The 12,471-nt window shown below is 62.4% G+C and carries 12 protein-coding genes; 6 read left to right on the forward strand and 6 right to left on the reverse strand.

The features are described 5' to 3' along the window. Positions 1–3: 3 nt before the first annotated feature. Positions 4–756 carry a gamma-glutamyl-gamma-aminobutyrate hydrolase family protein gene (locus G6N78_RS09305; RefSeq protein ID WP_165217696.1) on the reverse strand — a complete coding sequence of 251 codons (753 nt, stop codon included), beginning with the start codon at positions 754–756 and terminating at the stop codon, positions 4–6. Between the two features lie 297 nt (positions 757–1,053). Between G6N78_RS09305 and G6N78_RS09310 the strand changes: the two genes are divergently transcribed. Continuing rightward, a complete protein-coding gene (locus G6N78_RS09310) occupies positions 1,054–2,160 on the forward strand; it encodes a TRAP transporter substrate-binding protein (protein ID WP_165217698.1) in 1,107 nt (368 codons plus the stop codon). A gap of 145 nt (positions 2,161–2,305) precedes the next feature. On the opposite strand, the gene G6N78_RS09315 is transcribed toward G6N78_RS09310, so the two are convergent. Together G6N78_RS09315 and G6N78_RS09320 are read right to left on the reverse strand one after the other, a co-directional pair. After that, on the reverse strand, positions 2,306–4,180 hold the full coding sequence (locus G6N78_RS09315) for a TRAP transporter large permease (RefSeq protein ID WP_165221552.1): 1,875 nt from the start codon (positions 4,178–4,180) through the stop codon (positions 2,306–2,308). A gap of 13 nt (positions 4,181–4,193) precedes the next feature. Then, complete coding sequence (locus G6N78_RS09320) at positions 4,194–4,751, reverse strand: TRAP transporter small permease subunit (protein WP_165217699.1); 558 nt, start codon at positions 4,749–4,751, stop codon at positions 4,194–4,196. A 344-nt stretch (positions 4,752–5,095) separates the two neighbouring features. Between G6N78_RS09320 and G6N78_RS09325 the strand changes: the two genes are divergently transcribed. After that, positions 5,096–5,320, forward strand: a complete 225-nt coding sequence (locus G6N78_RS09325; protein WP_165217701.1) for an aa3-type cytochrome c oxidase subunit IV — start codon at positions 5,096–5,098, stop codon at positions 5,318–5,320. A gap of 120 nt (positions 5,321–5,440) precedes the next feature. Here the strand turns inward: G6N78_RS09325 and G6N78_RS09330 are convergent, their stop codons facing one another. Then, positions 5,441–6,262, reverse strand: coding sequence for a tetratricopeptide repeat protein (locus tag G6N78_RS09330; RefSeq protein WP_234905948.1), 822 nt, complete (start codon positions 6,260–6,262; stop codon positions 5,441–5,443). A 208-nt stretch (positions 6,263–6,470) separates the two neighbouring features. Next, positions 6,471–6,701 carry a 30S ribosomal protein S21 gene (gene rpsU / locus G6N78_RS09335; RefSeq protein ID WP_165217703.1) on the reverse strand — a complete coding sequence of 77 codons (231 nt, stop codon included), beginning with the start codon at positions 6,699–6,701 and terminating at the stop codon, positions 6,471–6,473. A 432-nt stretch (positions 6,702–7,133) separates the two neighbouring features. Here rpsU and G6N78_RS09340 point away from each other — a divergent pair, with 432 nt between their 5' ends. Genes G6N78_RS09340 through G6N78_RS09355 form a run of 4 tightly spaced genes read left to right on the forward strand, consistent with a single transcriptional unit; the run spans position 7,134 to position 12,222 of the window. Further along, on the forward strand, positions 7,134–8,387 hold the full coding sequence (locus G6N78_RS09340; protein ID WP_165217704.1) for a sarcosine oxidase subunit beta family protein: 1,254 nt from the start codon (positions 7,134–7,136) through the stop codon (positions 8,385–8,387). A 13-nt stretch (positions 8,388–8,400) separates the two neighbouring features. Continuing rightward, on the forward strand, positions 8,401–8,727 hold the full coding sequence (locus tag G6N78_RS09345; protein ID WP_165217706.1) for a sarcosine oxidase subunit delta: 327 nt from the start codon (positions 8,401–8,403) through the stop codon (positions 8,725–8,727). Continuing rightward, complete coding sequence (locus G6N78_RS09350) at positions 8,724–11,681, forward strand: sarcosine oxidase subunit alpha (RefSeq protein ID WP_165217708.1); 2,958 nt, start codon at positions 8,724–8,726, stop codon at positions 11,679–11,681. The genes G6N78_RS09345 and G6N78_RS09350 overlap by 4 nt, the downstream gene beginning before the upstream one ends. Beyond that, on the forward strand, positions 11,674–12,222 hold the full coding sequence (locus tag G6N78_RS09355; protein ID WP_165217710.1) for a sarcosine oxidase subunit gamma: 549 nt from the start codon (positions 11,674–11,676) through the stop codon (positions 12,220–12,222). Before G6N78_RS09350 ends, G6N78_RS09355 begins: the two co-directional genes overlap by 8 nt. A 19-nt stretch (positions 12,223–12,241) precedes the next feature. Here the strand turns inward: G6N78_RS09355 and G6N78_RS25935 are convergent, their stop codons facing one another. Next, positions 12,242–12,367 (reverse strand): hypothetical protein, encoded by a 126-nt coding sequence (locus G6N78_RS25935; protein WP_272955606.1) that lies wholly within the window; start codon positions 12,365–12,367, stop codon positions 12,242–12,244. Positions 12,368–12,471: the final 104 nt, after the last annotated feature.

The following is a 12,471-nucleotide window of genomic DNA, read 5'->3' on the forward strand; positions in this document are numbered from 1 at the left end:
GTCTTAGCGGCTCGCCGCGTAGTCGCGCACCGCTGTGCCAAACGCTTCGAAGAGGGCGCGGGACGGGCTGTCTGTCTCCGCCCAATATTCCGGATGCCATTGGACGCCAACGGCAAAGCCCTTGGCATCGATCACTGAGACGGCCTCGATCGTGCCGTCTGCGGCGGTCGCCTCCACTTGAAGCCGTGGTGCCGTCTCGGCGATCGCCTGGCGGTGCAGCGAGTTCACCTGGATCTCGCCGGCAAGCCCCAGATGCTGTGCGATGCAGGAGCCTTCGCGCACATGCACCGGCTGGCGGATGGCAAACATCTCGTCGCGGCTTTCCACCGGCGGTTTGCGGTGATCCCAGACGCCCGGCTGTTCCTGAATTTCGCTTGCCAGCGTTCCGCCCAGCGCCACGTTGAGTTCCTGGATGCCGCGGCAGATGGCGAGCAGCGGAATGCCGCGCTCCAGCGCCTTGCGGATCAGCGGCAGGGACGTCGCATCACGGGCAGGATCGAACGGGCCATCAGCCTCCGTTGCGGCTTTGCCGTAGAGCCAGGGATGCACGTTGCTCGCCGAACCGGAAACCAGCACGCCATCCACCCGGTCCAGAACCGCATCCAGATCATGGCCGCTCTTCAGCGCCGGCACGATCAGCGGAATGACCTTCGATACCTTGACGGCGGCATTGATGTACTGGGTTTGCGCCGCGTGCCATTCGGTGTTGTCGAGCAGGCGGATATCGGCTGGGATTGCAACGAGGGGCGTCGTCATCATCATCTCCGGAAGGGGCGGGGCGTTCTTGATCCTGCTTGCCGCCCAAGTCAAGGGCAAGGCTGCGCGTCCGGGTCCGGCCTGCGTGCGGGCAAGGCTTCGTCAAGCAAAGCACGCTCTATCCCTTCGCCTGTGCAGTCATATTAGACGAAAGTCTTGTCATCTGCCGCCCCTGTCAGAGGCAGGAATATTATCCGTGCCGCTTGCATGCGGATTGCCGGCATGGTTACTTCGTCTCAAGGCCGGGGAAAGGGGAAATAAGGACTTCCCGCGGCTTTTAACAACGGGAGGTTATTTATGGATCGTCGTTCATTCTTCAAGAAAGCGGCCGTGACGGGTGCCGGTGCTGCCGCCGCCACCACGCTCGCCGCTCCGGCCATCGCCCAGTCGATGCCGAAGATCACCTGGCGCCTGACATCGTCGTTCCCGAAGTCACTCGACACGATTTACGGCGGCGCGGAAGACATTGCCAAGCGCGTGGCGGCTGCCACCGATGGCAACTTCACTATCCAGACCTTTGCCGCCGGTGAAATCGTGCCCGGCCTGCAGGCGGCCGATGCGGTGTCTGCCGGCACCGTCGAAATGTGCCACACCTGCTCCTATTACTACGTGGGCAAGGACCCGACCTTTGCGATCGGTACGGCCATTCCCTTCGGCCTCAACGCCCGCCTCACCAATGGGTGGTTCTACCAGGGCAACGGCAACAAGCTCTTGAACGAGTTCTACGCCACGCACGGTCTTGTCGGTTACATCGCCGGCAATACGGGTGCCCAGATGGGCGGCTGGTTCCGCAAGGAAATCAATACCGTCGATGACTTCAAGGGCGTCAAGATGCGCATCGCGGGTCTTGCCGGTCGCGTCGTCGAAAAGCTCGGCGTCGTGCCGCAGCAGATCGCCGGCGGCGACATCTATCCGTCGCTCGAAAAGGGCACGATCGATGCTGCCGAATGGGTCGGCCCCTATGACGACCAGAAGCTTGGCTTCTACAAGGTCGCCAAGTACTACTACTACCCGGCCTTCTGGGAAGGCGGCCCGGTCATCCATGCCTTCATGAACAAGGCGAAGTTCGAGGCGCTGCCGAAGGCCTATCAGGCCGTGCTGGAAGATGCCTGCGCCTTTGCCAACACCAACATGATGGCGAAATACGACACGAAGAACCCGATTGCGATCAAGGAACTGGTCGCTCAGGGCACGATCCTGCGTCCGTTCAGCCAGGAGATCCTGGATGCCTGCTTCAAGGCCGCGATGGAACTCTATGGTGAGATCACCGCCAAGAACGAATGGTTCAAGAAGATCTACGAAGACCAGGTGGCCTACAAACGCGAGGGTTATCTTTGGACCCAGCTGTCTGAATACACCTACGATACTTTCATGATGATCCAGCAGCGCAACGGCAAGCTCTAAGCTTCGAAGCCTGTCATCCGCTTGATCGAGACCCCCGGCGTTGGCTCCAGCGCCGGGGGTCTTTTTTTGTCTCGCATTCTGCCAAAGGAAAACCCCGCCCGACGGAGTCGGACGGGGCTACGGGTCATCCGCGTTTTCAATCGCCTCAGAATTTGGGCGGCTGGCTGAGGTCCGGCTGGCTTGGTGCCGGGGCAGCGGGTGCTGCCGGCGCCGTCGTTCCGGCCGGCGCCGGGCCACCGAGATTGAGGGGCGGGAGGCCCAGCTGCGGGGCCGCCGGCGCAGCGGCTCCCGATGGCGCAGGGCCGCCGAGGTTCAACGGTGGCAGTCCCATCGACGGGGCGGAGCCGCCGCCGGAGCTTCCGGGATTGAGCGGCGGCAGCCCGAGAGGATTGTTGTTGTTGCCACCGCCCTGCAGCTGGATCTGCACATCGGCCGGCTTCACCGTTGGCTGCTCGTCCTTGTAGTGCATGACGAGACCCGGGAAGGCGATCACCACGATGATCATGATGAACTGGATGATGATGTAGGGGAAAACCCCACGATAGATCTCGGTCGTCTTCACCGGCGGCATCGTCTTGCCGGTCACTTTGTCGACCCAGTTGCTCGTCGGCGCGATCGAGCGCAGGAAGAACAGCGAGAAGCCGAAGGGTGGCGTCAGGAACGAGGTCTGCAGGTTGATGCCGAGAATGATGCCGAACCAGACGAGATCGATGCCGAGCTTGTCTGCCACCGGTGCCAGAAGCGGCACCATGATGAAGGCGATTTCGAAGAAATCGAGGAAGCAGCCGAGAATGAAGACGATGATCGTGACGACGATCAGGAAGCCGTATTCGCCGCCCGGCAGGGCCAGCATCAGGTCCTCGATCCAGACATTGCCGTTGATGCCGTAGAAGGTGAGGCCGAAGACGCGCGCACCGATCAGGATCATCATGACGAAGGCGGAGAGGCGCGTTGTGGAGTCGAGCGCCGTCTTGATCGAGGTGAGTGTCAGGCGGCCCTTGGCGAGCGCCAGGATCAGGGCGCCGGTCGCGCCCATGGCGCCGCCTTCGGTCGGCGTTGCGATGCCGAGGAAGATGGTGCCAAGCACGAGGAAGATCAGCGCCAGCGGCGGGATCAGAACGATGATCACCTGCTCGGCAAGCCGCGAGATGATCTTCTTTTCCATCCGGCTGTTGGCGAGCGCGACGCCGTAGCAGGCCACCACGCTGAAGGCGAGGGCTGCGACGAGGCGCCATTCTTCGCTGGCAATGCCGGTGAACAGGATCTCGATGCCGAGGAAATAAAGACCGACGGAGATGGCGATCATGACGATCAGCGAGGTGACGCCGTTGCCGAGCGTGCGCGCCTCCTGCGGCAGGGCAGGCGCCCATTCCGGCTTCACCAGGGTGACGGCAAAGATATAGAGGCAGTAGGCGGCAATGATTAGCAAGGCGGGGTAGAGCGCGCCGACATACATGTCGCCGACGGACCGGCCGAGCTGGTCGGCCATGACGATGAGGACGAGCGACGGCGGAACGATCTGTGCCAGCGTGCCGGAGGCGGCGATCGTGCCGGAGACCAGCGGGCGATTGTAGCCGTAACGCATCATGATCGGCAGGGATATCAGGCCCATGGCCATGACGGAGGCCGCGACCACGCCGGTCGTCGCCCCCAGCAGCGCGCCAACGAGAATGACGGCATAGGCAAGACCGCCGCGGATCGGGCCGAACAGCTGGCCGATCGTATCGAGCAGGTCTTCGGCCATGCGCGACCGCTCCAGAATGATCCCCATGAAGGTGAAGAATGGGATCGACAGCAGCGTATCGTTATACATGATCCCGTAGATACGTTCGGGATGGGATTGCAGCAGCGGCCAGAACAGCCGGATATCCGGCGAGATATGCGACAGTTCGACGCCGAAGACGAAGAAGATGAGCCCGCCGGCCGCCAGCGTGAAGGCAACGGGGTAACCGAGCAGCAGCATGACCATCACGCTGGTGAACATCACCAGGGGCAGGTTGTGCGCGACGAGATGAATGATTTCCGCCAGCATCTCAGACCTCCGACGCCGCTTTGACTTCCGCCGAAACCTCATCGCGAGGATCGGGGATGCGGCCGATGATGACCGCGAAGCGCTTGATGATTTCGGAGATGGCCTGCGCCAAAAGCAGCGCAAAACCGACCAGGACGACGAGCTTGGCCGGCCAGATGATCAGGCCGCCGGCATTGGAAGAGATTTCGCCGGACTGGTAGGAGAGCCAGAACCAGGGCAGGGCGAGATAGGTCATGAGTGAGGCAAAGGGCAGCAGGAAGAGAATGTGCAGCGTCAAATCGACGATGTCGCGGGTGCGTTTCGACCAGGACGAGGACAGGATGTCGATGCGTACATGTTCGTTCTTCAGAAGTGCATAGGCCGCGGCCAGCATGAAGACGGTGCCGTACAGGTACCATTGAACTTCCAGCCAGGCGTTCGACGAGATGTCGAAGGCCTTGCGCATGACGGCATTGCCGGCACTGATGAGAACGGCAGCGAGAAGCAGCCATGCAACCCAACGCCCGATGAAACCGGTCACCGCGTCGATCGCGCGGCTCACCGCAAGCAGGATGTTCATTGATTATCCCCCAAGCATTTTTATTGTTGTATCTTCTCTATGGCTAAAACGCCCGGCGTGGCAACGCTCCAAAAGTCGCGGGCAGCCGATCGTTTCGACTTTTCTGTCGCCAAACCCTCTAGGCGCGCAAGGAAAGAAAAGCAATCGCCGCCGTGTCGCGCATTTATCAGCGTTTGGTACCACACGAAACTTGCCGCGTTTGGCTTGCGTTTGGTCAAGTGTCGGCACGCCTTGTCGCATTGCGCGAGGCGCCGATTTTGTGTAGCTCTATAGTATAGAGGCAGGCAGGATTTGCGCAGTCACCCACCGGGATGGGATGCTGCGGTTTACGGGAGAGAATGAGCATGGACAATCATCAGGCGGGACCGGTCGAAACGGGCGCATCGATGGATTATCGCGAACATGAAAAGACCTACGACCTGTTCCTGGCCGGAGCCAAGTGGGGAACGATGATGGTCGTGGTCCTGCTGCTCGCCATGGTCGGCGGTTTCTTTGCCGGTGGCGGTCTTTTGGGCGGCCTGCTGCTGTTCGTCATCTTGAATGCCGCCGGGTTTTACCTGCTGCGCTGATGGAGCGCCGCGCCCAGCGCGGTTGACGTCCTTGTAAGACACGAGATCACATGAAAAAGGCGGGTCCGCTTCGGCAGGCCCGCCTTTTTCATGTCGATTTTAACGTCGATGTTTTGTCGATCAGGTGCCGGAATTGCCGCGCGTGCGGGCTGCGCCGTCCTGTGCCGGCTTGTAGTTCGGATCGAGCCGCACCGCGTGGCTGTAGGACTTGTAGGCGCGGGCCATATCGCCCTTGCGCTCGTAGACCAGCGCCTGGTTCGCCCAGGATTCCGCCAGCTTGTCGTTCAACTCGATGGCGTGGTTGAAATCGGCAAAGGCGTTATCGTCGTCGTTCAGTGCGACGTAGGAGACGCCGCGGCCGTTATAGGGTTCCGGCGAGGAGGGTGACAGCGAGATTGCCTTGGAGAAGTCCTCGATGGCCTGGGCATGCTGGCCGCGCAGCTGATAGATCAGGCCGCGATTGTGCCAGGCGCGACCGTCGGTGGTTTCCTGCTGGATCGCCTTGTTGAAGTCGTTGAAGGCTTCGTTGGTGCGACCGGCCTGCCGGTAGATATTGCCGCGCCCGATGAGGGCGACGTCATAATTCGGATTGATTTGCAGTGCCGTATTGTAATCGTTCACGGCTTCCGACGGCTTGCCCATGTTGCGGTAGACCAGCGCGCGGTTGGCATAGGCCTGGTAGAGGCGCGGGTTCAGCTGGATGGCGCGGTTGAAATCGTCAAGCGCCCTGCGGAAGTCGCCCGCGCGGCCATAGGCGGAGCCACGCACGTTGTAGCCTTCCGGATCCTGCGGATTGGCCGCAATGACCGCCGACAGCGAGGCGATGTTCTGCTCGGAACCCTGGGCGCGATCCAGGCGGATCAGGTCCGTGCTCGCCGGTCCGGTCTGGCAACCGGCCAGTGCAAGGCCGGCAAAGAACAAGACGGCGCCCGACAGCTTCATGCCGAAGCGTCGGCCAGTCATGGTGTGCTCGGCAGGCGAAAGGTCATCCAGCGAAGGGACATGGGGCATGCTTGCGGCGGTCTTGGCGGCCATCAGGCGCAGATCCTCGTACTGTGACGAACGGGTGTCGGGCAGGGCAAATCAAAAAAGCGGTGGCGAACATTCGCCCCCGCTTAAAAGCACGCAAAAACGTCCAAAAGACGGCCAATTAACGGGCGGCAGTGCGACCGCCGGGAATGAGGCCTTCGCGCTGTGCACGCTTGCGAGCAAGCTTGCGGACGCGGCGAACGGCTTCTGCCTTTTCGCGAGCGCGCTTCTGCGAGGGCTTCTCGTAGTAGTCACGCATTTTCATTTCCCGGAAAATGCCTTCGCGCTGCATCTTCTTCTTCAGAGCGCGGAGAGCCTGATCGACGTTATTGTCGCGGACAAGTACCTGCACGTGAATCCCGTTCCTTTGGTTTTCGAGTTGACCGTTCCGACTCTGTCCAGGTCGGACGAAACAATAGCTGAAAGCCGGGCGTCTCGTCCGGCAATTGGGGAAGGCACATAACAGAAGGTTTTTGCGAAGTCCAGCGGGCTCCGAAGCGCTCGATTGAAAAATGCGGTAAAAGTGCTGCGTCCCTTGTTTTGCAGGGGCTCCAGCCCGTTTGCGCCGCCCGTATTGTCCCATTTTTGGGCCTTCGGTCGGGGCCTTGCTGGATGCATCGGTCGCGCATCCCAGACTCGCTCGATCTCTCCTTTCGTCATCACGAAATCGCGCGTGTCGATAGAAGGGAGGCAATGCGTCGCAAAGCAGCCATTGCGACGCTCAGCGATTTGCGATTTGTATGGCTCCGCCCACAGGTTTGGGTTCCAGGGAGCATTTGGCACTATGCGCAAGTATTCGGTTTTTGCGCTGGCCCGTGAGGCCATGCGCAGCCACAAGGGATGGGAGCCGCAATGGATCTCTCCCGAACCGCGTCCGTCCTACGATGTCATCATCATCGGCGGCGGCGGCCACGGGCTTGGTGCTGCCTATTATCTGGCCAAGGAACACGGCATCACGAATGTGGCGGTGATCGAAAAGGGGTGGCTCGGCGGCGGCAATACCGGCCGCAATACCACCATCATTCGGTCAAACTACCTCTATGAAGAGAGCATGGACATCTACGAGCATTCCCTGAAGCTGTGGGAAGGCCTGAGCCAGGATCTCAACTACAACGTCATGTATTCGCCGCGCGGCGTGATGATGCTGTCGCACAACACGCATGACCAGCAGAGCTTCAAGCGGCACATCAATGCCAACCGGCTCTACGGCATCGACAATGAATGGCTGACGCCGGAACAGGCGAAGAAATTCTGTCCGCCGCTCGATATCTCGAAGACGGCACGCTATCCCATCAACGGCGCAGCCCTGCAGAAGCGTGGCGGCACCGCCCGCCACGATGCGGTCGCCTGGGGTTATGCCCGCGGCGCGTCCGATCGCGGCGTGCACATTATCCAGAACTGCGAGGTCACCGGCATCCGCCGCGGGCCGAACGGCGAGGTGACCGGCGTCGAGACAAGCCGCGGCTTCATCGGCGCGAAGAAGATCGGTGTGTCCGCTGCCGGCCATTCCTCTGTCGTCATGCAGATGGCCGGGGTTCGCGTGCCGCTGACCAGCAATCCGCTGCAGGCGTTGGTTTCGGAACCGCTGAAGCCCATCTTCCCCTGCGTCGTCATGTCGAACACCGTGCACGCCTACATCTCGCAGTCCGACAAGGGCGAGCTCGTCATCGGCGCCGGCACCGATCAGTACCATTCCTATTCCCAGACCGGCGGGCTGCAGATTATCACCCATACGCTGGACGCGATCTGCGAGCTGTTCCCGATCTTCCGCCGCGTGAAGATGATGCGCCAGTGGGGTGGCATCACCGACAATACGCCGGACCGTTCGGCGATCCAGAGTGTGACGCCGGTCAAGAACCTGTTCGTCAATTGCGGCTGGGGCACCGGCGGCTTCAAGGCGACACCGGGGTCTGCGCACCTCTTTGCCTGGCTGATCGCCAAGGGTGAACCGCACCGCCTGGCGGAAGGCCTGACGCTCGACCGCTTCCGCACCGGCCGCCTGATCGACGAGGCGGCCGCCGCCGCCGTCGCGCATTGACAAGGGGACGACCATGCTTCTGATCCACTGCCCCTATTGCGGCGACGACCGCTCCGAGCTCGAATTCCGCTGGGCGGGCGAGGCGCATATCGCCCGGCCAGAGGTCATCTCGGAGATCTCCGACGAGGATTTCGCCGAATACTTCTTCCTGCGCGACAATACCAAAGGGATTGCCTGGGAACGCTGGCGCCACATCCATGGCTGCGGGCGCTTCTTCAATGCGATCCGCGACACGGTGAGCGACAAGTTTCTCCTGACCTACAAGGCCGGCCTGCCGCGCCAGCCGGTGCCGGGAACCGAGCCGGTCAGTGCCGGCGGCGCTCAAGGAGGTGCCGCATGAGCAACCACCGCATCAAGGGCGCTGGTCGCCTGACGCCGGCCCGCACGGCGCGCTTCACCTTCGATGGCAAGATCTATACGGCGCTGGAAGGCGATACGGTTGCCTCCGCGCTGCTGGCCAACGGCGTCCACCTGATGGGCCGCTCGTTCAAGTATCACCGTCCGCGCGGCATTCTCTCCGCCGGGCCGGAGGAGCCGAACGCGCTCATCGACGTGGCGCGCGATGCCGCCCGCCGCCAGCCGAATGTGCGCGCCAGCGTGCAGGAAGTGTTCGACGGCGCGATCATCCGCTCGCAGAACCGCTGGCCGACGCTCGGTTTCGATATCGGTTCGCTGAATAACCTGCTCTCGCCCTTCTTTGCAGCGGGTTTCTACTACAAGACCTTCATGTGGCCGCGCGAGGCCTGGGCGAAGCTCTACGAACCGATCATCCGCCGTGCCGCCGGCCTCGGTGTTGCACCGACGGAAACCGATCCGGATCATTATGCCAACCGCTTTGCCCATTGCGACGTGCTGGTGGCGGGTGCCGGTGTAGCCGGCCTAACGGCGGCGCTCTCTGCCGCAAAGACCGGCGCCGAGGTCATCCTCGTCGATGAGCGGGCCGACGTCGGTGGCGCGCTCCTCTTCGACACCTCGACCATGATCGACGGCAGACCGGGCTATGACTGGGCTCAGGGCGTGCTGGCCCAGTTGAAGGCCATGCCAAATGTGCGGGTGCTGACGCGCACGACCGTGTTCGGCTACTACAACCACAATTTCCTCGGCCTCGTGGAGCGGGTGACGGATCACCTGCCGAACCCGAACCGGTCGCTGCCGCGCGAACGGCTGTGGCAGGTGCGGGCGAAGAAGGTGGTGCTCGCCACCGGCGCCATCGAACGCCACATGGTGTTTGCCAACAATGACCGCCCCGGCATCATGCTGGCCTCGGCGGCCCGGCTCTACCTCAATCATTACGGCGTCGCCGTCGGCTCGAAGATCGGCGTCTACACCGCGCATGATTCCGCCTATGAGGCGGCCATCGACCTGAAGAAGGCGGGTGTCGAGATCGCGGCAATTGTCGATTGCCGTGCCAAGCCCGGCGAGGCGCTGGTCTCCGCCGCCCGCAATCTTGGCATCGAGGTGCTGACCGGTTATTCCGTCGTGGATACGGCAGGCCGCTTGCGCATCTCCTCGATGACGGTGGCGCGCAACGGCTCCACCAACCACCGCAAGATCCCGGTGGATGCGCTTTTGATGTCCGGCGGCTGGACGCCCTCGGTGCATCTCTTCTCGCAATCGCGCGGCAAGCTGAAGTTCGATGCGCAGAACCAACGGTTCCTGCCGAACATCTATGCGGAAAACTGTGTCTCGGTCGGCGCCTGCAACGGAACCGACGAGCTCGGCGCCCTTCTCGCCGAAGCGGCAGAGGCCGGTGGCGGTTCGCTGTCCGTCTCGAGTGAAGCGGCCTATGGCTGGACCGGCGGCATGATCGGCGCTGCCGAAGGGGCCGGCAAGGAGACGGCGGTCAAGGCCTTCGTCGATTTCCAGCATGACGTGACGGCGAAGGACATCCGCCTCGCCGTGCGCGAGGGCATGCATTCGATCGAGCACATCAAGCGCTTCACCACCAACGGCATGGCCTCCGACCAGGGCAAGCTCTCCAACATGCATGGCCTGGCGATTGCTGCGGAAGTGCTGGGCAAGGAGATCCCGCAGGTCGGCCTCACCACCTTCCGTGCACCCTATACGCCGGTGACCTATGGCACGCTGATTGCCCATTCGCGGGGCGACCTGTTCGACCCGGCGCGCAAGACGCCACTGCATGGCGAACTGGTGAAACAGGGTGCCGAGTTCGAGGATGTCGGCAATTGGAAACGCGCTTGGTATTTCCCCCGCCGCGGCGAGGACATGCATGCCGCCGTCAACCGCGAGTGCAAAACCGCGCGCGAGGTGGCCGGGATTTTCGATGCCTCGACGCTCGGCAAGATCGAGGTGGTCGGCCCGGATGCGGCGAAATTCCTGAACCTCCTCTACACCAATGCCTGGGACACGCTGAAGCCCGGCAAATGCCGCTATGGCATCATGACCCGCGAGGACGGCTTCGTCTATGACGACGGCGTTGTCGGGCGTCTGGCGGAAGATCGGTTCCATGTGACGACGACGACCGGCGGTGCGCCGCGCGTGCTGCATCATATGGAGGACTATCTCCAGACCGAATTTCCGGATTTGAAGGTCTGGCTCACCTCCACCACAGAACAGTGGGCGGTCATTGCCGTGCAGGGACCGAAGGCGCGCGAGATCATCGCGCCGCTGGTGGAGGGGCTCGACCTCTCCAACGAGGCCTTCCCGCATATGAGTGTCGCCGAATGCACGGTGATGGGCGTACCCGCCCGTCTGTTCCGCGTCTCGTTCACCGGTGAAGTGGGCTTCGAGGTCAACGTGCCGGCCGATTACGGTGCGGCTGTCTGGAAAGCCATCTGGGAGCGTGGCCAAGCGCTGGGCGCCTGCCTCTATGGCACCGAGACCATGCACGTGCTGCGCGCTGAAAAGGGCTATATCATCGTCGGCCAGGATACCGACGGCACGGTAACGCCGGACGATGCCGGTTATGGCTGGGCGGTCTCCAAGAAGAAGCCGGACTTTGTCGGCATCCGCGGCCTGAAACGCCCGGACCTGATGCGCGAGGGCCGCAAGCAACTGGTCGGCCTGCTGACCGCCGATCCGACCGAGGTGCTGGAGGAGGGCGGCCAGATCGTCGCCAATCCCAACCAGGCAAAGCCGATGACCATGCTTGGCCATGTGACCTCCGCCTACTGGTCGGAAAATCTCGGCCGGTCGATTGCGATTGCGCTCGTCGCCGGCGGCCGGGCGCGCATGGGCGAAACGGTCTACATTCCGATGAAAGACAAGACGATTGCCGCCACCGTGACCGACATGGTGTTCTTCGACAAGGAAGGAGGCCGTATCCATGGCTGAGCTTGCTACCCGCACCCTGCCGCTGGCCGGCGCCCATGGCGGCACCGCCGGCGTGCGCCTGCAGCCGGCAGAACCGGCCAACCGCATCTCGCTGCGTGCGCGAGCCGAGGATGTCGCGGCCCTGTCGTCGGCACTCAGACTTGCGCTGCCGACCGCGCCGAGAACGTCCGCCACGCAAGGAAGCCGCACAGCGCTCTGGCTCGGCCCGGATGAATGGCTCGTGATCGATGACAGCGAGGGCGGACTGGTCGAGGCGGCGGCCTCATCCGGCGCGCTGCATTCGGCAACCGATGTCTCCCATCGCAACACCGCGATCCTGGTCTCCGGCCCCGGTGCCGTGGCAACCCTGAACGGCGGCTGCCCGCTCGATCTTTCCCTGAAGGCCTTCCCGGTAGGGGCCTGCGCCCGCACCCTGTTCGGCAAGATCGAGGTGGTGCTGCTGCGCACCGGCGAAGACAGTTTCCGGCTGGAATGCTGGCGGTCGTTTTCCGAGTATGCGTTCGGCCTCTTGGCAGAGGCAGCGGAAGACGCTGGCCTCTGACCCGCGGCTGCGACCGTCCTCACTCGCCGGGCTGGTGCTGCCTGTGTTTGCGGTCCAGATCCCGTTCATGCAGGCGCATGCCAATATAGGCGATCAGCACGATCACACCCGGCAGGACAAACGAATAGTAGAACCAGAAATCCATCAGGCCAATCCCCTGAGAACTTGCCTTGGGATGGAATGTAAAAGAATACCGCCGATTAGCCAACCGATGACGCTGCCCACCATCTGTGTGCCTGAAATGGTATC

Source organism: Allorhizobium pseudoryzae, from assembly GCF_011046245.1.
GTDB lineage: Bacteria > Pseudomonadota > Alphaproteobacteria > Rhizobiales > Rhizobiaceae > Neorhizobium > Neorhizobium pseudoryzae.